General features: G+C 62.7%; 20 protein-coding genes and 1 pseudogene. 5 read left to right on the forward strand and 16 right to left on the reverse strand.

What is annotated here, in order from left to right; translation table 11 throughout:
• Positions 1–8: 8 nt before the first annotated feature.
• Positions 9–221: a hypothetical protein gene (locus C9990_RS15900; RefSeq protein WP_065905176.1), complete on the reverse strand. Its 213-nt coding sequence runs from the start codon at positions 219–221 to the stop codon at positions 9–11.
• Between the two features lie 72 nt (positions 222–293).
• Positions 294–839 (reverse strand): hypothetical protein, encoded by a 546-nt coding sequence (locus tag C9990_RS15905; protein WP_065905174.1) that lies wholly within the window; start codon positions 837–839, stop codon positions 294–296.
• A 397-nt stretch (positions 840–1236) separates the two neighbouring features.
• Between C9990_RS15905 and C9990_RS15910 the strand changes: the two genes are divergently transcribed.
• On the forward strand, positions 1237–2646 hold the full coding sequence (locus tag C9990_RS15910) for a circularly permuted type 2 ATP-grasp protein (RefSeq protein WP_106803896.1): 1410 nt from the start codon (positions 1237–1239) through the stop codon (positions 2644–2646).
• A gap of 2 nt (positions 2647–2648) precedes the next feature.
• Positions 2649–3599: an alpha-E domain-containing protein gene (locus tag C9990_RS15915; protein WP_065905170.1), complete on the forward strand. Its 951-nt coding sequence runs from the start codon at positions 2649–2651 to the stop codon at positions 3597–3599.
• Positions 3600–3711: 112 nt separating this feature from the next.
• Here C9990_RS15915 and msrA read toward each other — a convergent pair whose 3' ends face one another.
• The 3 genes from msrA to msrB form a co-directional block, all read right to left on the reverse strand.
• On the reverse strand, positions 3712–4407 hold the full coding sequence (gene msrA / locus C9990_RS15920) for a peptide-methionine (S)-S-oxide reductase MsrA (protein ID WP_106803897.1): 696 nt from the start codon (positions 4405–4407) through the stop codon (positions 3712–3714).
• Positions 4408–4565: 158 nt separating this feature from the next.
• Positions 4566–6326, reverse strand: coding sequence for a cytochrome c biogenesis protein DipZ (locus tag C9990_RS15925; RefSeq protein ID WP_106803898.1), 1761 nt, complete (start codon positions 6324–6326; stop codon positions 4566–4568).
• Positions 6327–6361: 35 nt separating this feature from the next.
• Entirely contained in the window at positions 6362–6862 is a 501-nt protein-coding gene (msrB, locus tag C9990_RS15930; RefSeq protein ID WP_106803899.1) for a peptide-methionine (R)-S-oxide reductase MsrB, read from the reverse strand.
• A 463-nt stretch (positions 6863–7325) separates the two neighbouring features.
• Between msrB and C9990_RS15940 the strand changes: the two genes are divergently transcribed.
• Together C9990_RS15940 and C9990_RS15945 are read left to right on the forward strand one after the other, a co-directional pair.
• A complete protein-coding gene (locus C9990_RS15940) occupies positions 7326–8036 on the forward strand; it encodes a response regulator transcription factor (protein ID WP_065905138.1) in 711 nt (236 codons plus the stop codon).
• Positions 8033–9499 (forward strand): HAMP domain-containing sensor histidine kinase, encoded by a 1467-nt coding sequence (locus C9990_RS15945; RefSeq protein WP_106803900.1) that lies wholly within the window; start codon positions 8033–8035, stop codon positions 9497–9499. Before C9990_RS15940 ends, C9990_RS15945 begins: the two co-directional genes overlap by 4 nt.
• Here C9990_RS15945 and C9990_RS15950 read toward each other — a convergent pair.
• The 3 genes from C9990_RS15950 to C9990_RS15960 form a co-directional block, all read right to left on the reverse strand.
• Positions 9462–10403, reverse strand: a complete 942-nt coding sequence (locus C9990_RS15950) for an alpha/beta fold hydrolase (RefSeq protein WP_106803901.1) — start codon at positions 10401–10403, stop codon at positions 9462–9464. The genes C9990_RS15945 and C9990_RS15950 overlap by 38 nt on opposite strands.
• Before the next feature lie 190 nt (positions 10404–10593).
• A complete protein-coding gene (locus C9990_RS15955; RefSeq protein WP_106803902.1) occupies positions 10594–12858 on the reverse strand; it encodes an ATP-dependent DNA helicase in 2265 nt (754 codons plus the stop codon).
• Positions 12855–14504, reverse strand: coding sequence for a VRR-NUC domain-containing protein (locus C9990_RS15960; RefSeq protein ID WP_106803903.1), 1650 nt, complete (start codon positions 14502–14504; stop codon positions 12855–12857). The genes C9990_RS15955 and C9990_RS15960 overlap by 4 nt, the downstream gene beginning before the upstream one ends.
• 185 nt (positions 14505–14689) lie before the next feature.
• On the opposite strand from C9990_RS15960, the gene C9990_RS15965 reads away from it, so the two are divergent.
• Positions 14690–14914, forward strand: coding sequence for a YgdI/YgdR family lipoprotein (locus C9990_RS15965; protein ID WP_065905126.1), 225 nt, complete (start codon positions 14690–14692; stop codon positions 14912–14914).
• 42 nt (positions 14915–14956) lie between these two features.
• On the opposite strand, the gene C9990_RS15970 is transcribed toward C9990_RS15965, so the two are convergent.
• From C9990_RS15970 to C9990_RS16005, 8 genes and pseudogenes are all read right to left on the reverse strand, one after another.
• Positions 14957–15178 carry a hypothetical protein gene (locus C9990_RS15970; RefSeq protein ID WP_083221408.1) on the reverse strand — a complete coding sequence of 74 codons (222 nt, stop codon included), beginning with the start codon at positions 15176–15178 and terminating at the stop codon, positions 14957–14959.
• 28 nt (positions 15179–15206) lie between these two features.
• Positions 15207–16637, reverse strand: coding sequence for a lipase (locus C9990_RS15975; RefSeq protein ID WP_106803904.1), 1431 nt, complete (start codon positions 16635–16637; stop codon positions 15207–15209).
• 155 nt (positions 16638–16792) lie between these two features.
• Positions 16793–18115 (reverse strand): annotated as a pseudogene (locus C9990_RS15980) (TolC family outer membrane protein); the annotation flags it as partial.
• Between the two features lie 2 nt (positions 18116–18117).
• The gene (locus C9990_RS15985; protein WP_106803905.1) at positions 18118–19419 is read right to left on the reverse strand and encodes an HlyD family type I secretion periplasmic adaptor subunit; all 1302 of its coding nucleotides are present in this window, start codon (positions 19417–19419) and stop codon (positions 18118–18120) included.
• Positions 19416–21167 carry a type I secretion system permease/ATPase gene (locus C9990_RS15990; RefSeq protein ID WP_106803906.1) on the reverse strand — a complete coding sequence of 584 codons (1752 nt, stop codon included), beginning with the start codon at positions 21165–21167 and terminating at the stop codon, positions 19416–19418. Before C9990_RS15990 ends, C9990_RS15985 begins: the two co-directional genes overlap by 4 nt.
• 102 nt (positions 21168–21269) lie before the next feature.
• Positions 21270–21638 (reverse strand): protease inhibitor Inh/omp19 family protein, encoded by a 369-nt coding sequence (locus C9990_RS15995; RefSeq protein WP_106803907.1) that lies wholly within the window; start codon positions 21636–21638, stop codon positions 21270–21272.
• 49 nt (positions 21639–21687) lie between these two features.
• Entirely contained in the window at positions 21688–23121 is a 1434-nt protein-coding gene (locus C9990_RS16000) for a serralysin family metalloprotease (protein WP_106803908.1), read from the reverse strand.
• A gap of 366 nt (positions 23122–23487) precedes the next feature.
• Complete coding sequence (locus C9990_RS16005; protein WP_106803909.1) at positions 23488–24591, reverse strand: P1 family peptidase; 1104 nt, start codon at positions 24589–24591, stop codon at positions 23488–23490.
• Between the last annotated feature and the right edge of the window lie 2 nt (positions 24592–24593).

Raw genomic sequence — 24593 nt, forward strand, 5'->3', positions numbered from 1 at the left:
CGTCTCCTCTAACCACCTTGGGTGTCGATATCGGCATCGGTTTCAGGCTTGACCTCGGGCTCAGGCTTGAAGTCTGGACTGTAGTCGTTTTCCTTGGCCTTGGGATCACTGGCAGGCTTCGGATCTTTGGGCGCATCGGCCGCCGTACCTGGCGCCGGCTCGCCGCCGTCGATCGCCGGGTCGTTGCGGTTGCTGGTTTGCGGATCGTTGTCTGTGCTCATGGGTCACCTCGTTTAAAAAACGCAGACTGCGTAAAGATAAGGTCCCGCGCGGGTAGCCGAAGTTCAACTTGCTTAAGAGCCAGGATTGTCCACCTGGATGTAAAACGCGTACGCCCCCAGCAACACCCAGAACACCATGAACAACCACGGGGCGCGCATCGAGAACAGCAGCGACTTGCGATAGCCCTTGTGGGACGACTCCATCTCGGAAAACAGCGGCGACTCGTCATAGGCCATGCCCATCACCGGTTCGCTGCGCAGCAATTCGCTCTGCTTGTAGTGCCAATGGTCGATGATTTCGTAAGCGGCGCGAATGCCTGGCCAGGCGTTGAGGGAACTGAGGATCCCCAGCGCGGCCAGGAATACCGGCACGACCACGGTGAACAACTTGCCCCATTCCGGATTGAGGTTGCCCATGCCGGAGACGAACGCAATCACCAGGAACGACTGCGCGGTGAGGTAGGCGTCGGTGCGGTTGGCGAGAATGGTGGTTTCGTACTGGATTTCGCGCCGGTAGAAGTCCAGGCGATCCTTGGGCGAACCGAAGATCTTGGCGTTGTGTTCGCTGTGATCGGTCAGGTTCGATTCCGGGGTGTCGGGTGAGATGATTCTGGGCACGTCCGTGCTCCGTGCTGGGGTGAGACCTGTTAGAAGAATCGGCAGGGGGCGAAGTTCAAGTTTGTTCATGCACCAGCGTGGTGCGCACCCTGCCCCTTTGTGGCCGGCCATCCCAGCCAGGACAAGCAATCTTCCTGCTGTGAGCAGGCTTGCCATCGTCAGCGGCTACCCGCCACCCGGTAAATACTCCGCGTATACCCAATCCGGCACAGGCATTGCTTTATCCATTCATCTGCCCGGATACAGGAGCATTCGTTACCCCCCGACCCAGAGCCGACCCCATAAGAAAGTAAGGACCAGGCCCAGTGGCACCGTCAGCCACGGGCTCATAAAAAAATGCGTTTTTTAAAGCGGCAGTGCCACCCCATGCGTCCCTCGGCACTGACAAGGTACTGGAATGGCTCGATCTTTCTTTGATGAAATGAATGACGCAAACGGCGTGTGCCGTGCGCATTATCAGGATTTCTCCCGCTGGCTGGCCAACACGCCACCGGAACTGCTGGCCCAGCGCCGTCGCGAAGCCGATTTGCTGTTCCACCGCGCGGGGATCACCTTCACCCTCTACGGCGACGAACAAGACACCGAGCGCCTGATCCCCTTCGACATCATCCCGCGCAGCATCCCCGCCAGTGAGTGGAGCGTGATCGAGCGCGGCTGTATCCAGCGCGTCAATGCGCTGAACATGTTCCTCGCCGATATTTACCACGACCAGCGCATCATCAAGGCCGGGATCATTCCGGCAGACCAGGTGCTGGGCAACGAGGGGTATCAGAAGGCCATGGTCGGCCTCGACCTGCACCGTGATATCTATTCGCACATCTCCGGCGTCGACCTGGTGCGCGACGGCGACGGCACGTACTACGTGCTCGAAGACAACTTGCGCACGCCCAGTGGCGTGAGCTACATGCTCGAAGACCGCAAGATGATGATGCGGCTGTTTCCCGAGGTGTTCGCCAAGCAGCGCATCGCGCCGGTGGACCACTACCCCAACCTGTTGCTCAAGACCCTGAAAAGCTCCAGCCGCCTGGACAACCCCAATGTGGTGGTGCTGACGCCGGGCCGCTTCAACAGCGCGTTTTTCGAACACGCGTTCCTGGCCCGGGAAATGGGCGTGGAACTGGTGGAAGGCGCCGATCTGTTCGTGCATGACCTCAAGGTGTTCATGCGCACCACCGACGGCCCCAAGGCCGTGGACGTGATCTACCGCCGTATCGACGACGCGTTCCTCGACCCGCAGGCGTTCAACCCCGAATCGATGCTCGGCGTGCCCGCCCTGGTGGCGGCCTATTGCGCCGGCAACGTGGTGCTGGCCAACGCCATCGGCACCGGCGTGGCGGACGACAAGTCGATCTACCCTTACGTGCCGGAAATGATCCGTTTCTACCTGGATGAAGAGCCGGTGCTGCAAAACGTGCCAACCTTCCAGTGCCGCAAGCCCGACGAGTTGTCCCACGTACTCGCACACCTGCCGGAACTGGTGGTCAAGGAAACCCAAGGCTCCGGCGGCTACGGCATGCTGGTCGGCCCGGCGTCCAGCGCGGCTGAAATCGAGGATTTCCGCCAGCGCATCAAGGCGCGTCCACATGCTTATATCGCCCAACCGACCCTGAGCCTGTCCACCTGCCCGACCTTTGTCGAAAACGGCATCGCGCCGCGGCACATCGACCTGCGGCCCTTCGTGCTATCCGGCAAGGAAACCCGCCTAGTGCCCGGCGGCCTCACGCGGGTGGCCCTGCGTGAAGGCTCGTTGATCGTCAACTCGTCGCAAGGCGGTGGAACCAAGGACACCTGGGTGGTGGAGGGCTGAGTATGTTGAGTAGAACCGCCGCAGATCTGTACTGGATGTCGCGTTACCTGGAGCGCGCCGAGAACCTCGCGCGCATGCTCGAAGTCAGTTACTCGTTGTCGTTGATGCCCCAGGCCGGACGCAGCGATGGCCTGGATGAACTGGCGATGTCGTTGCTCAGCAGCGGCACCCTCGACAGTTACCTGGAGCGCCACGAGCAACTGGACGCCGAGCGCATGTTGCATTTCTTCGCGCTCGACGAAGAAAACCCCGCCAGCATCTACAACTGCCTGCGCGCGGCCAGGGGCAATGCCCATGCGGTACGCGGGCGCATCACCGCCGACATGTGGGAAAACCTCAACGCCACCTGGCTGGAAATGCGCAGCATCGCCGCCGGCGGCCTGGCGCGACATGGCATCAGCCACTTCTGTGATTGGGTCAAGCAGCGTTCGCACCTGTTCCGGGGCGCCACGTCCGGGACCATCATGCGCAATGACGCCTACCGGTTCATTCGCCTGGGCACCTTCGTCGAGCGCGCGGACAACACCCTGCGCCTGCTGGATGCGCGTTATGAAATGTTCGGCGAGGAATCAGAGGAAGTCAGCGACCTCTCGGCCCGTGGTTACTACCAGTGGAGCGCCCTGCTCCGCGCGCTGTCATCGTTCGAGGCGTATACCGAGCTGTACCCGAATGCCTTGAACGCGCGCTCGGTGTCGGAGTTGCTGCTGTTGCGCAGTGACGTGCCGCGCTCGCTACATGCGTGTATCGAGGAATTGAGCCATATCCTCGCCGACCTGCCCGGCAGTTACGGGCGCACGGCGCAGCGCCTGGCGGCGGAGTTCGAAGCGCGGCTGCGGTACACCGGGATCGATGAGATTCTCGAAGATGGGCTGCACAGCCGGTTGACCGAGTTTATCGACACCGTGCGTGAATTGGCGCGGGCGATCCATAGCTCGTATCTGGAAGTGGTGTAGCCACGCAGCAGATCAACAGATGGGAGCGGGCTTGCCTGCGAAAGCGGTATGCCCGTCACAGTGGTACTGACGGGTCCAGCGCATTCGCGGGCAAGCCCGCTCCCCCAGAGGATTACTGATTTTTGACCAGCACCGGCTCGGCGCGGTACTGGTCGGGGAACAGCTTTTTGAGCTGTGCGACTTTCGGCAGGTCATTGATCACGATGTAGGGATAGGACGGGTTCTCGGTGAGGAAGTCCTGGTGGTAGGACTCTGCGGGGTAAAACGCCTTGCCCATCTCGATTTTAGTCACGATAGGTTTATCGAACGACTTGGCCGCGTCCAACTGGGCGATGTAGGCCTGGGCAACTTTTTGCTGCTCGGCATTCTGCGCAAAGATCGCCGAGCGGTACTGGGTGCCGGAATCCGGGCCCTGGCGATTGAGTTCGGTGGGGTTGTGGGCCACCGAGAAGTAGATCTGCAGCAGCTTGCCGTAGCTGACTTTGCCAGGGTCGTACGTCACTGATACCGATTCGGCGTGGCCGGTGTCGCCGCCGCTGACCGACTCGTATTGGGCCGTGTTCGCCGCGCCGCCGTCATAACCGGAGACGGCGTTTTTCACCCCTTGCACATGCTGGAACACCCCTTGAACGCCCCAGAAGCAACCGCCGGCGAACACGGCGGTTTGCAGGTTGCCGGGTTCGGCGGGCAGGTCCAGCGCCGGTGGCGCGATGGCGACGGCGTCTTCGGTGGCACCGAAGGAAAAGGCCGAGCTTTGGCCCACGAACGCGGCAAAAGCCAGGGCGGGCAGGATCTTGAGCAGTTTCATCACAGTCACTCCAGTGCAACTGAATCAACGGGGTCAACCGGTGGGAGCGGGCTTGCTCGCGAATACGCTGTGTCAGCTAACGCATTCGATGACGGTTTCAGCGCATTCGCGAGCAAGCCCGCTCCCACATTGACGGGGTTATCCAGTCAAAAAATCAGTTAGCCGAAGGTGAAGGCGTAGGCCGACACGTGCGGGTCGAGAAATTCGATGGTGAACGTGCGGTCCTTGACGGCGCCGGGTTGGCGCACCAGTTGGTACAGGCGTTGTTCGGTGACGGTGCCGCTGCCATCCGGGGCGACGTCGGTGCCGTGGGCATCGCCAGGTGCCTGGCCGTCAATGCTGACCTTGAAGCGCACCGGCTTGCTATCGGCGCCCGGGCCGAGCACCAGGTGCAGGTCGCGGGCATGGAAGCGGTAGACAATCCGCCCATTCGCCTGGTCGAGGGTGGCTTGCTGGCCGCCGACATTCCAGTGGCCTTCCAGGGTCCAGTTGTTCAGGGCCAGGTTGCCGGCCGCCGGATAGTTCGCCACCTGGTTGGTGGCCAGGGTGCCGGTGGTGACAAAGTTTTCGGCGCGCTGGAAGCCCAGGTAGGTTTCCGGCGACTGCACCTCGTTCATGTCCGGCGCCTGTTGCACGCCCTTGGCGTCTGCCTCAATCAGGCCACTGGCGACGTTCTGTGCGCCGGCCTCACGCAGCAACTGCTGGATCACCCGCTCCGACTCGGCATAGTCGCCTTCGCCAAAATGGTGATAGCGAATCTGGCCCTTGGCATCGGCGAAGTAATGCGCCGGCCAGTACTGGTTGTTGAAGGCGCGCCAGACCTTGTAGTTGTTGTCGATGGCCACCGGGTAGGTGATGCCCAGGTCCTTCATCGCCTGGGTGACGTTGTTCACGTCGCGCTCAAACGCAAACTCCGGCGCATGCACGCCAATCACCACCAGGCCCTGGTCGTGGTACTTCTCGGCCCAGGCTTTGACATACGGCAGGCTGCGCAGGCAGTTGATGCAGGAGTAGGTCCAGAAATCCACCAGCACCACCTTGCCCTTGAGCCCTTCGGCGGTCAGCGGTGGACTGTTGAGCCACTGCACGGCGCCGTCCAGCGAAGGCAGCGCACCTTCGATCGGCAACGTGTCGCTGTGGTTGGCGGCGGCCATCATTGCGCCCCCAGCCATCATCGCCCCGCCCTTCTGCTCAGGCTTGGCGCTCAGCGTGTTCACCAGGCTTTGCTCCAGGCCACCGGTGGACGCGGTCGACAGCCGCGCCAGCACGCCGGTGTCGAGTCCCAGTGCGATGGCCGCGACGCCGGCCAGCATCAATGCACCCAGGCCACGGCGCAGCCATTCACCGGCACCGAGCGAGCGCTTCATGAAGCCGAAGACTTTCCCGCCGACCAGCAGCGCCAAGGCCAGGGAGGTGGCAGCACCGGCGGCGTAGGCCAGCAAGAGCAAGGTAGTACCGATGCTGGCGCCCTGCAGCGCGGCGCCGGTCAGTACCAACCCGAGGATTGGCCCGGCGCAGGGTGCCCAGAGCAGGCCGGTGGCCACGCCGATCAGGAACGAGGCGCCCGGACGCGGCCTGGCATCGGCCCCGGCGGCTTCCGACAGGCGACTGCCGGCCGCCACCAACGGACGCGTCAGGCGCTCGGACAGTTGCGGCAACAGGAGCGTGAGTCCGAACAGGGCCACGCACAGCAACGCGAGCCAGCGCCCGTACTGATTGACTTGCACCACCCAGCCGCCGCCCACCGCCGCCAGCGAGGCGACCAGGGCAAACGTCACCGCCATCCCCGCTAACAGCGGCAAGCCACTGCGCAAAAACGGCTGCCCGGTGCGAGCGAAGACAAAAGGCAGAACAGGCAGGATGCACGGGCTGACGATTGTCAGCACGCCGCCCAGATACGCGAGAACCAGAAGCCACATGGGATCTTCCCTTAGACAGATAAGTAAACATCGGCTTAAGCCGCAGTGAACGTCATGGCGGCACCATTCATGCAATAGCGCAAGCCGGTGGGGGGCGGGCCGTCATCGAACACGTGCCCCTGATGGCCGCCACACCGGCGGCAGTGAATTTCCTTGCGCACCACGCCGTAGGAGGTGTCGGTGTGGCTGGCCACGGCGTTGTCGAGCGGTTGCCAGAAACTCGGCCAGCCGGTGTGGCTGTTGAACTTGGTTGCCGAGGAGAAGAGTGGCAGCGCACAACCGGCACAGGCGAAGGTGCCCGCACGGTGCTCGTCGTTGAGGGCGCTGGTGTAGGGGCGTTCGGTGCCCTCCTCGCGCAGGACGTTGTATTGCTCGGCGGTCAGCAGGCTGCGCCATTCGGCGTCGGTGTGGTTGACCTCGAACGTCTCGGCGGCCTCCGCTGCGGTGACCAGGTTGATCTGTCTCAACAGGCCTCCGGCCAGGACGGCGACACCCAGGCCGCCACCGGCCAGCAGAATTTGTCGACGTGAATACATGCTGTTCTCCTCGATCCATACCGTCCATTGGGCGACGATTACCCTTTGGTGCGCGGGCTTGTGTGGTAGCCAGGTTTCTGTGGTGGGCAGGTTTCTCTTGTAGGCAGGTCTCTGTGGTAAGTGGACTCTGTGGTAAGGGGGCTTCTGTGGCGAGCGGGCTTCTGTGGTGAGCGGGCTTGCCCCGCGTTGGGCTGCGCAGCGGCCCCAAAAAAACGGGAGCGCTACGCACTCCAACGCGGGGCAAGCCCGCTCGCCACAACCACTGCCACTGCCAGAATCACTGCCACAACCACAATCCCTGCCACTGCCAAAACCAGAACCACCACAACCCACGCTCTTTCGATAGGCGGATGTTGGAGGATTTACGGTCGCGGAATCCTCACGCAGAGTTAAACAATTCGTGATAACTACACTGTTGCAAAAGCCGCACAATGCGCGAACGACAAGCGAAGGTTTCTCTTACATGGATCAGCCCAAACGTGTCCTGGTGGTCGAGGACGATGCGCATATTGCCGACCTGATCTGCCTGCACCTGCGCGATGAGCAGTTCGAGGTGGTGCACAGCGCCGACGGCGACGAAGGCCTGCGCCTGCTTGAGCAAGGCGGTTGGGATGCATTGATACTCGACCTGATGCTGCCCGGCGTCGACGGCCTGGAAATCTGCCGGCGCGCCCGCGCCATGACGCGCTACACGCCGATCATCATCACCAGCGCGCGCTCCAGCGAACTGCACCGCATCCTCGGCCTGGAGCTGGGCGCGGATGACTACCTGGCCAAGCCGTTTTCGATGCCGGAGCTGGTCGCGCGGGTCAAGGCACTGTTGCGCCGGGTCGATGCAATGGCGCGCAACCTGAAGATGGACGCCGGCAGCCTCGACCTCGGCCAGTTGTTTATCAACCCGCTGACCCGTGATGCGACGCTGCAAGGCCAGCGCCTGGACCTCACCCCACGGGAATTCGACCTGCTGTATTTCTTCGCGCGCCAGCCCGGCAAGGTGTTCTCGCGCATGGACCTGCTCAACGCCGTGTGGGGCTACAGCCACGAAGGTTATGAACACACGGTGAATACCCATATCAACCGCCTGCGCGCCAAGGTCGAGGCCGACCCGGCCAACCCCGCGCGCATCCTCACGGTGTGGGGCCGTGGCTACAAGTTCGCCGAGAGCCCGCCATGAAGCTGACCCTGACCCAGCGCCTGTCGGTGGTGTTCGCCGTGCTTCTGGTGATCTGCAGTGGCACCTCGGCCTGGCTGCAAGTGCGCTCCAACCGCATGCACGAGCTGGAAGTGGTGCAAGGCCTGTCCCGTGACCTGGCCGCACATATCGCCCGTGACACGCAGTTGATGGACGCCGATGGCCTCAAGCCCGACGCCGTGCGCAACCTGTTCAGCCAGTTGATGCTGGTCAACCCGAGTGTCGAGGTGTACCTGCTCGACATCGACGGCCGTGTGGTCGGCAATGCCGCACCCAGCGGCCACCTGCTGCGCGACCAGGTTGACCTGGCACCGATCCGGCGCTTCCTCAGCGGCGCCATGCTGCCGATCCTTGGCGATGACCCGCGCAGCGTCGATGGGCGCAAGGTGTTCAGCGCCGCGCCGCTCAAGGCCAACGGCCAGCAAACCGGCTTCCTGTACGTGGTGCTGCTCGGCGAAGCCCATGATGTGTACGACGCCAAGGACGCCACGGGCATGGCGCTGAAGATCGCGCTGTGGTCCATCGGCCTGGTGGCCCTGTTGTGCCTGCTGGCGGGGCTCATCGCCTTCGCATGGATCACCCGGCCGTTGCGCCAGCTCACCGACAAGGTCGGTCAGTTCGATATCAACGGCGCGCCGAAAACCCAGGCGTCGGCCACCCCGGAACTCGACAGTGGCGACGAAATCGCCGTGCTCGACCACGCTTTCGTGCAGATGGAAAACCGCCTGGGCGAACAGTGGCGGGCCATCACCCATCAGGACCAGGAACGCCGGGAAATGGTCGCCAACATCTCCCATGACCTGCGCACGCCGCTGGCGTCCCTGCATGGCTACCTGGAAACCCTGACCCTCAAGGATGCCAGCCTGAGCCCCGAAGAGCGCCGGCGCTACCTCGGCATTGCCCTGGACCAGAGTCGCAAGGTCGGTGGCCTGGCCCAGTCGCTGCTGGAGTTGGTGCGCCTGGAACACGGCTTTGTGCAGCCAGTGATCGAAGGTTTCTCCCTGCCGGACCTGGTGCAGGACATCTTCCAGAAATTCGAACTCACCGCCGAGGCGCGCGCCATCACCCTGACTGCCACCCTGCCCCCGCAGGTGCCTACCGTGCTGGCGGACCTGGGCCTGATCGAACGCGTGCTCACCAACCTGCTGGACAATGCCTTGCGCCATACACCGGTGAATGGCGAAGTCGAGGTGATCCTGTCGCCGGCCGCCGATGGCGTGGCGGTGACCGTCAGCGACAGTGGCCCGGGGATCGACGCCGAACTGCGTGAAGGCTTGTTCCTGCGTGCCTTCACCATCGGCGGCGCGCGGCGCGACGGTGGCCTGGGCCTGCGCATCGTGCACCGCATCCTGCAATTGCACGGGCGCAGCATTCGTCTGGTCGACCGCCCAGGGCACGGCGCGACCTTTACGTTTTCCCTAGAAACCCGAGCATCAACGCGTTGACCCGCTGAGCTTGCTCGTTCTGGATCCAGTGACCGCAATTGGCCAGGACCTGCTGCTCGAGGTTCGGCACCGACTCCGGCATGCGCTTGAGGGTGTGGGCTTCAAACACGCCGACGGGGTCGCGGTCGCCGATCAGGAACAGCGTCGGTTGCAGCACCTGCCGGCCGGCCAGGAACTCGCTGCGTTGCCAGTTGCGCTCAAAGTTGCGATACCAGTTCAGCGGGCCACGAAAGCCATGCTCGGCGAAGGTCTGCACGTAGACGTCCAGGTCTTCTCGTGAACACCACGCCGGTAGCGGACCAGGGGGCTGCGCACCGTCGAACAAGCTTGAGTCGGCGGACCGTTTCTGCAAAAACAAGTCTTCATCCTGCATGAACAAACGCAGCGTACGTTCGATATCCGCGTCCAGTTCCTGCTCGGCGACGCCGGGTTGCTGGAAGTACACGATGTAATTGAAGCGGTCGGCGTACAGCTCACGCAGGATTTCGATCACCGGCCGCCGCGCACGCCCGGCAAACGGCACCGACAACGTGATCAAGTGCGTAATGCGCTCGGGTTCGAGCAGCGCCAGGTGCCAGGCCACCACGGCGCCCCAGTCATGGCCGACCATCACCACCTGTGCATGGCCGAAGTGATCCATGGCCTGCTGGATATCGGCGCACAGCGTCAGCACGTCATAATCGGCAATCTCGGGCGGCGAACTCGATTGGCCGTAACCGCGCATTTGCGGGACAAACACCCGGAACCCAGCCGCCGCCAGCGCGGGGATCTGTTCGCGCCAGGAATGCCAGCACTCGGGAAAACCGTGGAGCAGCCAGATCGGCCGGCCCTGCTCCGGGCCGGCGATGTACACACTCAACTCAATCCCGTTGACCTGGATCCTGTCCTGCTCGATAGCGTTCATCACTGGCCTCCTTGTGTAGGTTTCACTCGGCGCTTCAGCGCGACACAGGCGCGTGGAGTGGCGCCCAGGCAGAGTGATAGAGCCACAGGATTTGCACCAGCATCATTTGCGCCAAATGCGCGGTCATCAACGCCGCCCCAGCTGTGGGCAGGAAAATTCCCAGGCGCGGCGCCCCCGCATGGCCAGCCGGTCAGGTTACCGTCGCCGGCGCCCACCAGCGCGGCAACAACTGGCGCACACGCGCTTCGCCGAAGCGGTCATCGATCAGCATCACCACGCCGCGGTCATGCTGGCTGCGGATCACCCGGCCCGCGGCCTGCACGACTTTTTGAATGCCGGGGTACAGATAGGTGTAGTCGTAGCCGGCGCCGAAAATTGCGCCCATGCGCGTTTTCATGTGCTCATTGACCGGGTTCAATTGCGGCAAGCCCAGGGTGGCGATAAACGCGCCGATCAAGCGGGCGCCGGGCAAATCGATGCCCTCGCCGAATGCGCCGCCGAGCACGGCGAAACCGATGCCCTGGCTGTGCTCGGTGAACTGGTCGAGAAAGGCCTGGCGCTCGGCTTCGGCCATGCCGCGTGACTGCTGCCAGAGCGCAATATGCGGGTGTCGCTCGGCCAGCCGCTGTGCAACCTGCTGCAGGTAATCGAAGCTGGAGAAAAACGCCAGGTAGTTGCCCGGTTGCTCTGCGAACTGCTGGGCGATCAGTCCGACGATGGGTTCCAGCGAGGCGTCGCGGTGCACAAACCGGGTCGAGATGGCATCGACGATGCGCACACGCAGCTGCTCGGCCTTGAACGGTGATTCGACGTCGATCCAGGCGGTGTCCGTCGGCAGGCCGAGCAAGTCGGCGTAGAAGTGGCGCGGGCTCAATGTCGCGGAAAACAGCACGCTGCTGCGCGCCGCCGTCAACCGGGGTCGGATGAATTCGGCCGGTACCACATTGCGCAGGCACAGGGTTGAACTGCTGCGCTTGCCACTGAACTGGCGCTTGCTGATATCGAAAATGAAGTGCTCGTTGAACAGCTCGGCGACCTTGGCAAATTGCAGCGCTTCGAAGTAGAAGGCTTGCAGGTCACCCGCCAGCGCCTCGGGATGATCATTGAAATAGTCGCCCATGGCACTGGCGCACAGGCTCAGGGCCTGCAGGAGTTTTTCCGGGCGGGCGGCATAGGCCTGGTACGGCGCAAGTTGGTCCTTGTGCAGCGCATTCCATTCACGGTTCAGGCGCTGCAGCGGCTTTTTCAGGGGCTCGGGGGCGATGTCGCGCAGGGTCTTGAGGCTGTATTGGTCGAGGCTCGCGCTGTACATCGAACGGGCACGCTCCACCAGGTTGTGGGCTTCATCCACCAGCACCGCCGCTCGCCATTGGTTGAGTTGGGCGAGGCCGAACAGCATGGCGCCAAAGTCGAAATAGTAGTTGTAGTCGGCGACGACCAGGTCGGCCCAGCGCGCCATCTCCTGGCTCAGGTAGTACGGGCATACCTCATGGGCCAGGGCCACCTCGCGCAAGTTGCGCTGGTTCAGCAGGCGCACCTTGGATGCGGCAGTACGCGCGGCAGGCAGTCGATCATAGAAACCCTTGGCCAGCGGGCAGGAATCACCATGGCAGGCTTTGTCCAGGTGTTCGCAGGCCTTGTCGCGCGCCACCAGCTCCAACACGCGCAATTGCAGGTCGGGGCTGCTGTCGAACAGCACCTGGGAGGCGTCGAGCGCGAGTTTGCGCCCCGGAGTCTTGGCGGTCAGGAAAAACACCTTGTCCAGCTGCTGCGGTGCCAGCGCCTTGAGCAGTGGGAAGACCGTGCCGATGGTCTTGCCGATCCCCGTGGGGGCCTGGGCCATCAGGCAGCGGCCGGTGCTGACCGCCTTGTATACCGATTCGGCAAGGGTGCGCTGGCCGGCGCGGAAGTCGGCATGCGGAAAGGCCAGGCTTTGCGCGGCCAGGTTGCGCGCGTCGCGGTGCTGCATTTCCTGCTCGGCCCAGCCGAGGAACAGTGCGCATTGCCGGTTGAAAAACGGCTCCAGCTCGGCGGCCTGGAAGCGCTGGTTGAGCAGGGTTTCGCCCTCGCCGACGATGTCGAAATACACCAGCGCCAGGTCGATCTCGGTGAGGCCGAGCTTCTGGCACATCAGCCAGCCATACACCTTGACCTGGGCCCAATGCAGCTGCCGATGGTTGGCGGGCTGGGCGTCGAGATCACCGCGATAGGTCTTGACCTCTTCCAGGCGATTGGCGTCCGGGTCATAGCCGTCCGCCCTGCCCCGTACCCTGAGCTGCTGGTACTCGCCCTCCAGGGCCACTTCGTTCTGATAGTGCGCGCTGCGCCGCGAGGCCACGGTGCGATGGCCGACAATGCCTTCCTGGGCGCTGGGCGATGGGGTAAACCGCAGGTCGAGGTCGCCCACCTTGGCGGTGAACTCACACAGTGCGCGCACGGCCACGGTATAGCTCAAGCGGCGTGCTCCGCCCAGCGCACATAGCAGACGGTGACCGGCATCTGGTATTCACCGCAGAACTCCAGCCAACGCAACTGGTTGTCCTGCAGGCGGTCGCCGGGGCCCTTGACCTCGATCATGCGGTAGGTCTTTTGCGCCGGCCAGAACTGGATGAGGTCCGGCATCCCGGTACGGTTGGCGCGGATATCCAGCAACAGCCGCTCGAACCAGTAGCGCAGGTGCTCGGCCGGTAAACAGGCCAATGCCTGCTCCAGCAACTCTTCACTGAGCAGGTTCCAGAACACGAAGGGTGACTGGATTCCCCATTTTTGACTAAAGCGCTGGCGGATGGTGGTCTTGTAGCCTTCATCCTGCAGTTGCGCAAAACACGCAGCGAACAATGCCGCGCGGCGCGGGTGGAAGTCTTCGCTGTGCAGGTCGGCCGGGCCGCGCTGGAACGGGTGGAAAAACGAACCCGGCAGCGGCGCGAAGATCGCGTCCCAGCACAACAGGCCGAACAATGAATTGATCAGCCCGTTCTCGACGTAGTGCACCGGCGCATCGGGCTCGCTCAGGTGCGCCTGCACGCAGTACTCCACCGACATCAACGGCTCGGGCAGCGCGAGGGCCAGGTCCAGGCGCGTGACAGGCCGTGGCTTGGCCTTGGGCAACGGCGGCGCGCCGAGCTTGCGCCGCAGGCGTGGCAATACGCGCAACAGGTGCTGCTGCTCGGCGGCGCTTTCCGGCGCCTGTTGCGCGGCACTCGCCAGGGCCATGGCCTGGGCGTAGTCCTCCTGGCGTTCCAATACGCGAATCAGCCGCGCGCGGGCGCCCGGATAGGTACAGCCCCGGTAGATCTGCTGCGCCAGGTCCAGTTCGGCGCTGCGCTCGCAATACTGGCCGATCTGGAACAGCAGCTTGGCCCGGCGTTTTTCCAGCCACGGGTTGTCGGTGTGCAGCGTCGCCACTTGCGCCAGCACCTGCGCCAATGCTTCGCCGGCCTCAAAGGCTTGCTGGCATTGGTGCAGGAACAGGAACCCGTGCACGTCGTCGCGGCTGCGCAAGCCCCGGGACTCGGCGCAGAATTCGACTTTTTCGTAGGTATAGATGCCCAAGTCGGCCAGCACGAATTCGGACCAGTCCTGGTGCAGGTTGCCGAAGAACATCAGGCGCAGGCGGTCGCACAACTCCATGACGGTGAGGCTGTACAGGCGGTCGGCAAGGTCGGGGCACCAGTCGGCAAAACTGCGTGCCTCGCTGAACTGGGCGGCCAGGCCCTCCAGCCAATCGGCTTTCTTGCCCCTGGGCTGCTCGATCCAGGGCTTGAAGGCGCCCAACAGTTCGCTTTTTTGCAGCAAGGCGAACAGCTCCTCGAAGGCCAGCAGGCATTGCGCATCCACCCAGCCGAGTTCCAGCAACGGCTCGGCGGCGGCATGCGGACAACCGACCTCCAGGTAATTGAGCTTGCCTGCTCGAAAATGCACACCTTTGCGCATCACCATGCGCACCAGCAACGCCTGGGAGGCTTGCGGCAACCTGTCAAATTGCTGAATGAAATGCTGTTCGTCAGTATCCAGCAGGTCGGCATAGCGTTGCTCCAGCCATTGCAGGACCTGGCGGAAGTTATGCAGGTAATAGAGCGGGTCTTCGAGGGGATTGGCCATGGCGCGCTTTGATCAAATACTGTTTATGCATACAGAGTGCCGGCGCAAAAGCCTGGTGGCAATCGCTAATAGATAAATGGCGCAGGCAACTTTTTGTATAAAAGTGATCAGATGGGTGAGTCGATGGCGTAACATTTGTGGCCCACGCCCCTGGCGTGGTTTTTTCAGGGTTAAAGGTAAGGGTTATGAACATGAAGAATTTGGGTCTGCCACTGGTTGCACTCACTTTTCTGCTAGTGGCCGGTTGCGCGACGCAAACCGTAGTGACGCTGCAAAATGGCACGCAGTATTTGACCAAGGACACCCCCAAGACCAAGACCGCCGACGGTTTCTACGAATTCACCGACATTGCCGGCAAGCACATCCGGGTCAAGGCCGATGACGTCGCCACGGTGCGCAAGGAAGACTGAGATGAAAAAGCCCCGCAATGCGGGGCTTTTTGTTGGGACCGATCAATACCGGTAGTACGGATGGTAGTAATACGGGCGATAGTAAGGATGGTAATAGTAGGAGTGGTAGTACGGGCGGTAGCAGCATGGGCCCGGATAGGCCGGGTACACCGCACACCCACTCAACCCCAACACCACGGCACACAGCAACAATCGAAGTCGGGACATGCTCAAACCCTCGTACGGCAACAGGCGATACACCTCGCAGGTAACCGTTAAACGCATGGACCGCCGATAATCCGTCGCGCCCTCCTCAACTGATCAGCACACCCTCGCTCCACAGGCCGCCCAGCCCGACCCCGACCAGGGTCACCGAGTCGGCGCCAAAACTCAGTACCGTATCGGCACCCACGGCCTTCGCGTGGTCGCGCAGGTCGGTGCTGCCGTCGGCGCCCTGGAACACCAGCTTGTCGGTCGGCTGGTAGCCGATAATCCGATCCTGGCCAAAATGCCCGCTGAACAAAAAGGTGTTGTGCCCGCTGTTGTCGCGGATCGTGTCATTGCCCTTGCCGCCTTCGATGAAGTCCGCGCCCTTGCCGCCCTGGATCAGGTCATTACCGTCGCTGCCGATGATGAAGGTATTGCCTGTGTGCGGCTCGGCATTGCGGTTGAGGTCCTGGACCCAGGTGTTGGCGCGCGCCGGGTCGGACAGGTTGGCGACGATAATCGTCGAGTCACGGGTCATCTGCTCGTAGAACCCCGATTCCAGCACACGCGTCATGCCGTCGCCGTAGGCGCTGGGCAAATGCGATACCCAGGTCGACAGGTTGGCGATGGAAAACGGCAGCACATTCCACAACGTCGAGGCGTAGTGGTCGTTGAAGCTGACGATGTTGTCGGTGGTCGACTCGTGGGGCTTGTCATGCACGCCGAGGGACGACAGGTTGAAGGCGGAGCCGTCCAGCGCACGGAACACCGGGTCGTTTTCGTAGCCGATATTCAGGACCTTATCGCCGGCGCTCTGGGTGGGCGAGGCGTAGGCCAGGTAGTTGGCGTCCTTGTAGAAACCCGCCCATTTGCTGGTGCTCAGGTCGGCCATGCTGTTGACCGCCAGGCCGCCCAGGCTGTGGCCGCTGACCAGCACATCCTTGCCACTCAGGCCATGGGCGCCGGCATAGTCGGCCACCGTCTTGAGCAAGCCGCCAAACGCTTCGCCGGCATAGTTTTTCGCATAGTCCTTGGGGCCGAGTGCGGCGAGCAGGTCGCTGACCAGATCGCCGATGGAGTCGGTAATCAGGCTTTCCCGAGGGCCCGAGGTGCCACGAAAACCGATGCCGATTTCAAGCAGTTTGCCGGCGTCATCGTACTTGCCCAGCACTTCGGCCTGGGCCGTGGTGTAGCCGGTCTTCTCGCCAAAAAAAGTGCCTCGCGCATCCACCTTGCCGCCGTAGCCCAGTGCGCTGGCGCTGATTGGCGTCCAACCGGCTGCGTGCACCGCGTCCAGGGCGGCCTTTTCCGAGTCGGGGTTCCAGGGAATGCCGGGGATCACTCCCTGGGAGTCTGTGCTGCCGAGCAACGCCCCGACCAGTGTGGCCGGCAGGCCGAGCCCCAGGCCATGTTGCTGATAGCCGACCGCGAAGCCGTTATCCAGGTTGTGATAGGTATACAACGTGATTGCGGTGGCATCGGCGAACAAGGTTTTGCTGGCTTCGGTGCCGAGGTTCTTGTAGTCAAATACACCCATGGTCTTGTCTCTCTTGTTGTTGGAATTGGCCGTAGATTGTGTGTGTGGTTTTATTGGGGCTGCTGCGCAGCCCAACGCGGGGCAAGCCCGCTCGCCACAGGGGGTCGGCTTGCCTCAAGAGGTTTGTCTGCAGCGGGAGGCTCGGCCCTTTTGGTGCCGAAGGCTTCGTCTACCTTGGCCAGGTCGGTGTCGCGCAAATTGCCGGCGTAGTAATGCAGCTTGGTCCAGGCCATCAAGTAGTCGTACCGCGCCTGGGCCAGGTCTCGGCGTGTGCTGTACAGCTGCTGCTCGGCATTCAACGCATCAAGATTGACCCGCTCACCGCCAAGGATGCTTTGCCGGGTCGACACCACCAACGCTTCGGCCGACGTCAGCGCCTTCTGGTACGCGCGCAACTTGCTCACCCCGGACAAGCACGCGCTGAACTGGCGACGCAGCTCGATCAAGGTCTCGCGTGTCTTGCCTTCCAACTCGTACTCGGCCTGCTCCATGGCGCGGCTGGCCTGGCGAGTGGACGCCGAGACCCCGCCACCGGCATACAGCGGCAGGCTGACTTCGACGCCGATGGTGTTGGTGTCATAGCGCTGGTTGTAGGTGTTGCCGCTGTCCGACTCCTGCTGGCGCGAACTCGCATAGGCGGTGACTTTCGGCAGGTGCCCGGCGCGGTTGCGCTCCACTTCGTAGCGCGCCACTTCTAGGGCCTGGCGCTGGGACGCCAGCGTGGGATTATTGCTGATCGCCAGCTCGTGCCAGGTGTCGTAGTTGGCCGGGCTCAAGCTGAAGGCGGCGAAACCAGGACTCAGCGGCGCCAGGTCGTCGATGTTGACGCTCTGTACTCCGATCAACGCCCCCAGCTCGCGCAGCGCGGCGTCCTGTTCGTCCAGCGCCTCGATCTCCTCGGCCGTGGCCAGCTCATACCGCGACTCGGCTTCGAGAATATCGGTGCGAGTGCCCTCGCCCTGCTCGAACAGGTGCCGGTTCTGCTGGAACTGCTGTTCGAAGGCCTTCTTCTTGGCGCGGGCGATGTCGATCTGGTCCTGGGCAAACAGCGCCTGGGTGTAATAGGTCAGCACCCGCACCAGCAGCGCCTGGCTCTTGTCGCGAAAGCTTTCATCGGCGAACAACGCCTGGGCCACGCCTTTGCGGTAGTTGGCGTAGGCCTCGTAGTCGAACAGCGGCTGCTGCAGGCTGAAGGTCGAGCCGTAACTGTTGTAGTTGCGGTCGTCGTGATAATTGCCGCCGCGCCCGTCAGGCAAGGTGGCCTGGGAATTGTTGCGGCCCTTGTTGTAGTTGTAGGACAGCTTGGGCAGCAGCCCGGCGCGGCCGATGGTGCGGTTCTCCAGGCCGGCGTCGCGTTCCTTGATGGCGCCGAGAAACACCGGATCGTTGCGCAGCGCCTGCTCGTAGACGTCGAACGGGCCCATGGCGGCGTGAGCGCTGGCGCAGCTGAATAACACGGCAATAAGCAGCGATCTCATGCTCATTCCTCGGTCAGCGCGGAGCCGGCGCGGTCCAGCAGCGGCTTGAACAGGTAATTGAGCAGCGAGCGCTCGCCAGTGCGCACGAACATCTCGGCCGGCATGCCCGGCTTGATCACCAGGCCCTGCAGTTTTTGCTCGGCCGCGTCGCTGAGCGTGGTGCGCAGCACGTAATACGGCGCACCGGTTTTTTCATCGAGCATCTGGTCGGCGGAGATCAGGCTGACCTCCCCCGGCACTCGTGGTGTCCGGCTCTGGTTGAAGGCGGTGAACAGGATGTCGACCGGCAGGTGCGTGCCGACCTTGTCCACCAGGTGCACCGGCAAATGCCCCTCGACTTCCAGGCGCGTGCCCTGGGGCACGATTTCCAACAGGGTTTCACCGGCGCGCACCACGGCGCCTTCGGTGTGCACGCCGAGGTTGACGGCAATACCGTCGGCCGGCGCGTTGATTTCACTGTGTTGCAAGTCGAACCCGGCCGAGGTGAGTTGCTGTTCCAACGTGAGGCTGCGCAGTTGAGCGTCGGCCAATTGGCTGCGCACTTCCTTTTGATATTCCTCGCTGTGCTGCTGCAGTTTCAGGCGCGACTCGAGAATGCCCTGCTCGACACGGCCGCTTTCACCGGTGTTCTGCGCCAGGTCCTGCTGCACCTGGGACAGTTGGCGCTGGTACTCCATCAGGCGGTTGCGCGGGATGTAGCCATTGTCGGCCAGCGGCTGCAGGTTGCTCAGTTGATCACGCAGGGATTGGGCCTGGGCGGTCAGGTCGCCGCGGGCCCGGCGCATGCCGCCGAGTTGCGCGGTGGCGCCGTCGATGTTCGCGCGGATCCCCGCCTGTTCACGGGCAAAGGCTTCGCGGCGGCTGCTGAACAGTTGGCGCTGGCCTTCCAGCACCAGGGCCAGGGCCGGATCGGGGTTGCTGCTCAGCTCGGCGGGAAAGCGGATGCTGGAACGGTTGTCGCGCTCGCTCTGCCAACGCGCCACGCTGGCCCAGGCCAGGCGGTACTGGGCTTGCAGCGACTGCACATCAGCCTGGTTCTGGGTCTGGTCGAGGCGAAACAGCGGCTGGCCTTGTTTAACCGTTTCGCCCTCGCGCACCAGGATCCGGCTGACGACGCCCGGGCTGAAGGTTTGCACCGCTTTGCGCTTGCCCGAGACCACGACGGTGCCCTGCACCGGAATGCCCTGGTCCAGCGGCGCCAGGCTGGCCCAGAGGAAAAATCCACCGGCGCCGACCACGGTCAGCAACCAGCCCATGCGCACGAAGAACCGCGCGTCACGTTGTTCAAAAGTGAGACTGCTCATGCGCCTGGATTCCTTCCCGCTTGATACTGACGACTGAAACTCACACCGGGCCTTTCCTTCGGTGCTTCCGGCTGGCCGGACAATGCGCGCAACACCTCCTGGCTCGGGCCGAAGGCCTGCAGGCGGCCTTCGTTGAGCACCAGCAATTTGTCGGCCTGGGCCAATGCCGAAGAGCGATGGGTGACCAGTACCACGCTGCTGCCTTGGGCTTTCATCTGCACAATGGCGCTGGCCAGGGCCGCTTCGCCGACGGTGTCGAGGTTGGAGTTGGGCTCATCCAGCACGATCAGGCGCGGCCCGCCATACAGGGCGCGGGCCAGGGCCACCCGCTGCTTCTGCCCGCCAGAGAGGCCGCCGCCGTTGTCGCCGAGCAGCGTGTCGTAGCCGTGCGGCAGGAGCAGAATCAGCTCATGTACGCCGGCCTGTTGCGCAGCCTGCACGACCAAGGCCGGATCGGCCTGGCGAAAACGCGCGATGTTGTCGGCGATGCTGCCGCTGAACAATTCGATGTCCTGGGGCAGATAGCCAATGTGCGGGCCGAGGTCTTCGCGGTCCCAGCGATGGATGTCGGCGCCATCCAGGCGCACGGTGCCGCCCAGGGTTGGCCACACCCCCACCAGCACGCGGGCCAGGGTGGATTTGCCGGAACCGGAAGCGCCGAGCACGCCGAGGACTTCGCCGGCGCCCAGGGTGAAGCTGACCTGATGCAGGGTCGGCGTGCGCCGTCCGGGTGGCCCCGCGCTGACCTGCTCGAAGCTCACCTGGCCGTGGGGCGCGGGGAGTTTCATCGGCTCGCTGTCGGGAGGGAATTCACGCAGCAGATCGTCCAGGCGCTGGTAGGCCAACTTGGCCGAACTCCACTGTTTCCACACCGCGATCAACTGGTCGATGGGGCTCAGTACGCGGCCCATCAGGATGGAGCCTGCGATCATCATCCCGGCAGTCATATCGCCCTTGATCACCAGCAATGCGCCCAGGCCCAACACCAGTGATTGCAGGCACAGGCGCAGGGATTTGCTCAAGGACGTGATCACCGAACCGGTGTCGCTGGCGGTGTTCTGCAACCCCAGAAATTGCGAATGCACGGCAAACCAGCGTTTGCGCAGTGCACCGAGCATGCCCATGGCCTGGATGGTCTCGGCGTTGTGCAAATGGCTGGTGGCCAGTTGGCTGGATTGCTGGGAATAGGCGCCCGCCTCGCCCAAGGGCTTTTTAGTCAGGTATTCGTTGAGGCACGCCAGGCCGATCAGCAGCACCGCACCCGCCGTGGCCAGGACGCCGAGCCACACGTTGAAGAGGAAAATCACCAGCAGGTAGAGGGGAAACCATGGCGCATCGAAAAACGCGAACAGCGCCGGGCCGGTGATGAACTGGCGCAACAGGGTCAAGTCGCCCAGCGCCTGGCCGGCATGCCCCTGGCCGCGGTGCAGATTGCGTTCAAAAGCGGCCTTGTACACGCGCAAGTTGAAACGGCGTTCCAACTGGCTGCCAATACGGATCACGATAAAACTGCGGATAACTTCCAGTGTGCCAATAAACGCAAAGAACCCCACGACCATCAGCGTCAACATGACCAGGGTGGTTTCATTCTGCGAGGACAGCACGCGGTCATACACTTGCAGCATGTAAATCGACGGCACCAGCATCAACAGGTTAATCAGCGCGGTAAAACAGCCGACACTGATCAGGATGCTCTTGTATTCACCCAGCGCCTTGAATAAAGGCACCACGGCAATTGGCTTGGCCATAGTGGTTTATCTTCCTTGAACCAAACGACACGCAATAGTTGCCCGCACCCCCGATCAGGAGCGGCCAACTAATAAACTTGGGTTATAGCGTTATAACGGCAACTAAGGCACGCGGTGTAATACCACCATGGCACCGGACGCCGTGCGCCCCTGGTATTCGCCTTCTTTCTGGCGATTCAAATGGGTTATCCCGCTGCCTTCGGCGTTCATCAGCCAGATGCCGTCGGGGGTCGGCGACCAGGTACGGGGTGTGTCCCCCAGCCATTGCGCCACGCACGCCACGTCGCCGCCCAGGGCGTTGGCCTGTTCCAGCAGGTCGAGGGCGCAGACCTGATCCGCCTGGTGCAACTGCCAGTGCCCGGCCAGTTGGGCGCTGCTGGGTAATACAAGACTGCTCGCCATTGCGTGGGCTCCTGCCGACACGACTATCACCTGCACAGCGCAGGCGATCGATTGATAAAAACCTTTCATTGAGCGGCTCCATCCTCAAAGCGCGGCGCCGAAGCGCCGCGCTCGTGCATCACGCCACGATGTCGCTGACGGCCGCCTGACCCACGGTGGTGACGAGGAAATCCGCCACGCCGTGACCGGAGAAGTCGACCGCCAGGGTCCCCAGGTTGGTGCCTGCCGCGTAGGTCAGTACAGCATCGCCGGCATGCCCGGTGAAGGCATTGACGAAGGTCAGGCCCGCGCCTTTGGTGATGCCGCTGAGGTCGATCTTGTCCGAACCCGAGGTAAAGTCAAAGATCTTGTCAGCCGCACCCGGCTTGGAGTCGGAGCTGGAGCCGAACACAAACGTGTCATTGCCCGCGCCGCCCCAGAGTTGGTCGGCACCGCCACCGCCGTAGATGATGTCGTTGCCGGCGCCACCCTTGATCACGTTGGCCGCGTTATTGCCGATGATCAGGTCGTTGCCGGCACCGCCGAACGCGTTCTCGATGGTCACGCCCTTGGCGATGGACACGTTGCCCACCAGGCCGCCGACATCGGAGAACGACGCCTCATTGAGGTTGATCTTCTGGTTCTGGGTAAAACCGGAGAAGTCCAGGGTATCGTTGCCGCCCCCGTCCCACACCGAGAACACCAGCTTGTCGGCATTCGAGGTGGCGCTGTAGAAATCACGCCCGGTGTTGGAGTTGAAGCCGTAGGTGGTGTCGCCGGCGCGGGTGTTGTAATTGGCACCGTAGAGCTTCTGGATCGCCGCAATGTCGTCCAGCAACGGGCCCGACGCATAGGCCTCGACCCCGCCTTTGCTGAAGTTCTGGTTGGTGTTGCTCTCGCTCCAGTAACTCATGACGCTGTAGCCGCGCGTGTCCTGTCCATAGGTCGCGTCGTTGTAGGTCGGGTTGCCATTCCCGGCGTTGTAGTCGCCAGGGTGAGCCAGGCCCAGGGTGTGGCCGATTTCGTGGGTCAGGGTCTGTCGGCCGTAGTTGTTGAGGTCCGGCGTCTTGTTGGGCGTGTAGCTGCTGTTGGTCAGGTACCACGAGGTGCCGTCGTAGCCCGCGCCGGTGCCGGGCAGGTAGGCGAAGGCCGCCGCGCCGTCCTGGCCGCCGCTGTAGTTGCCGAAGGTCATGTGGGTATCGCCGCCGGTGGCCTTCTCAGTGAAGGTCACGTTGGCCACGTCCGACCAGGATTGCATCGCCAGCACGGCCTGGTCTTTCTGCTGGGCGTTGAACTGGCTGAAACCCGAGATCCCGTGTTTGTTCAGGGTGCTCGAGGAAGCCGAGGTGAGGAAGGTGTAGGTCAGGTCGATCTTGCCGTTACCGTTCACGTCCCGGTATGCAGCGCCGTCGCGCAGCAGCTGGGTGGCTGCCTGATCGACGGAATAGGACGGTTTGCCATTGACCGTGAGGTTGCCGCCACGGTCATACAAATGGCTGAAGCTATCGATTTGCGAATACGCCGTGCTGACTTGCGCCGCCGACACAATAGCCTGCTCTTTTACTTTTGACATAAACGTACTTCCTTGTTTGCAAATGCATCAGTTTTGATCGATAGGAACCCCGCGGGCGAGATCGTCCTATCACTCGCCTCTTTTGAAGGCGTAAGAAAACTGACACAACTTGAAATCTTTCGTCCACTTGTATTTCTTTGGCAAAACAGTGGCACGCCAGCAACTTTCAGAAGTTCAAGGCCGTATTTATTGGGCCGGCGAGTTTTTGTCGGACAAAAGACAGCGCCCGTTATTTAAATATTAAATAGCAGTAAAGCCGCCCAACTTGGGCGGCCTGCTTAATTAATGGATCCAATATATTGGCAGGGTGTCATTCACAACACTAAATAGCCATTACCTTAACGTATTAATCCTGTGTGTCCCGTATTACCGGGGCAGACGCCAGCCGGTCTTGCTGAGTGCTTCCAACAGTGTATCGGCGCCCAGTCCAGGCACTTTCACGCCGGCGTCGGTCAACATGTCCTCCCCGGCCAGGATCGCATTGATGATGGCTTCCTCCACCGCCTCGGCGGCCGCGCTGAACAGCGGCGAAATATGATCGTTGTTGACCATCTGCAGTGCGCTGCTCAGCGGCAGGTCCTTGCGCGCGTAATCGGCGGGCGGCAAATCGTGGTTGCCGGTGGCGAACGCCAGGAACAGATCGCCGCTGGAATCCTCGGTACCGCCGCCGGTGCGCGCGATGCCGATGGATGCGCGTTGCGCCAGGCGCTGGCACTGATGGGGCAGCAAGGGTGCGTCCGTGGCGATGATCACGACGATCGAGCCCATCCCCGGCGTGCCGCGCTCGGCAAACGGCGAGGGGATATCCAGCAACTGACGCCCCACCGGGTAGCCGTCGACGCGCAATTCCTGGCGTTTACCATGGTTGGCCTGCACTAGCACGCCGACGGTCCAGCCACCCTGCTCCGCGGGCAAGCAGCGCGAGGCGCTGCCGATGCCGCCCTTGAATTCATGGCAGATCATCCCCGTACCACCGCCGACGGCACCCTCCTGCACCGGGCCACCGGCGGCGTTATCCAGCGCCTCGCGCACATGCGCAGGCTTTACGTGCTGGCCCCAGATGTCATTGAGCAGGCCATCGTAGGTTTCCATCACCACCGGCATGCACCAGTACACCGCCGGGTCCGCCAGGCGCTCGCGCTCCAGGGCGATCAGGGTGTCGCGCACAATGCCGATGCTGTGGGTGTTGGTGATGGCCAGCGGCGTGGTCAACAGGCCCGCCTCGCTGATCCATTCCAGGCCGGTGGCATCGCCATTGCCATTGAGCACGTGGTACCCGGCGAAGCACGGTTGCTGGCGCGCCTCCCCGACCCGTGGCTGCACCACGGTCACCCCGGTGCGCACCTGCTTGCCATCAATGCGCGTGTTGAGCGTACTGTGGCCGACCCGCACCCCGGGAACATCGGTGATGGCATTCAATTCGCCGGGGACGCCCAGCCCCAAAGTGATGCCTAGTTGACGTGCACGCATAA

Source organism: Pseudomonas sp. S5D5 (assembly GCF_003013355.1).
Lineage (GTDB): Bacteria > Pseudomonadota > Gammaproteobacteria > Pseudomonadales > Pseudomonadaceae > Aquipseudomonas > Aquipseudomonas aylmerensis.

What these genes read in the sequence shown, in the direction of transcription:
- C9990_RS15900 (WP_065905176.1), bottom strand. Translation starts at nt 221, where the DNA reads ATGAGCACAGACAACGATCCGCAAACCAGCAACCGCAACGACCCGGCG.
- C9990_RS15910 (WP_106803896.1), top strand. Translation starts at nt 1,237, where the DNA reads ATGGCTCGATCTTTCTTTGATGAAATGAATGACGCAAACGGCGTGTGC.
- C9990_RS15915 (WP_065905170.1), top strand. Translation starts at nt 2,649, where the DNA reads ATGTTGAGTAGAACCGCCGCAGATCTGTACTGGATGTCGCGTTACCTG.
- msrA (WP_106803897.1), bottom strand. Translation starts at nt 4,407, where the DNA reads ATGAAACTGCTCAAGATCCTGCCCGCCCTGGCTTTTGCCGCGTTCGTG.
- C9990_RS15925 (WP_106803898.1), bottom strand. Translation starts at nt 6,326, where the DNA reads ATGTGGCTTCTGGTTCTCGCGTATCTGGGCGGCGTGCTGACAATCGTC.
- msrB (WP_106803899.1), bottom strand. Translation starts at nt 6,862, where the DNA reads ATGTATTCACGTCGACAAATTCTGCTGGCCGGTGGCGGCCTGGGTGTC.
- C9990_RS15940 (WP_065905138.1), top strand. Translation starts at nt 7,326, where the DNA reads ATGGATCAGCCCAAACGTGTCCTGGTGGTCGAGGACGATGCGCATATT.
- C9990_RS15945 (WP_106803900.1), top strand. Translation starts at nt 8,033, where the DNA reads ATGAAGCTGACCCTGACCCAGCGCCTGTCGGTGGTGTTCGCCGTGCTT.
- C9990_RS15950 (WP_106803901.1), bottom strand. Translation starts at nt 10,403, where the DNA reads ATGAACGCTATCGAGCAGGACAGGATCCAGGTCAACGGGATTGAGTTG.
- C9990_RS15960 (WP_106803903.1), bottom strand. Translation starts at nt 14,504, where the DNA reads ATGGCCAATCCCCTCGAAGACCCGCTCTATTACCTGCATAACTTCCGC.
- C9990_RS15965 (WP_065905126.1), top strand. Translation starts at nt 14,690, where the DNA reads ATGAACATGAAGAATTTGGGTCTGCCACTGGTTGCACTCACTTTTCTG.
- C9990_RS15970 (WP_083221408.1), bottom strand. Translation starts at nt 15,178, where the DNA reads ATGCGTTTAACGGTTACCTGCGAGGTGTATCGCCTGTTGCCGTACGAG.
- C9990_RS15975 (WP_106803904.1), bottom strand. Translation starts at nt 16,637, where the DNA reads ATGGGTGTATTTGACTACAAGAACCTCGGCACCGAAGCCAGCAAAACC.
- C9990_RS15985 (WP_106803905.1), bottom strand. Translation starts at nt 19,419, where the DNA reads ATGAGCAGTCTCACTTTTGAACAACGTGACGCGCGGTTCTTCGTGCGC.
- C9990_RS15990 (WP_106803906.1), bottom strand. Translation starts at nt 21,167, where the DNA reads ATGGCCAAGCCAATTGCCGTGGTGCCTTTATTCAAGGCGCTGGGTGAA.
- C9990_RS15995 (WP_106803907.1), bottom strand. Translation starts at nt 21,638, where the DNA reads ATGAAAGGTTTTTATCAATCGATCGCCTGCGCTGTGCAGGTGATAGTC.
- C9990_RS16000 (WP_106803908.1), bottom strand. Translation starts at nt 23,121, where the DNA reads ATGTCAAAAGTAAAAGAGCAGGCTATTGTGTCGGCGGCGCAAGTCAGC.
- C9990_RS16005 (WP_106803909.1), bottom strand. Translation starts at nt 24,591, where the DNA reads ATGCGTGCACGTCAACTAGGCATCACTTTGGGGCTGGGCGTCCCCGGC.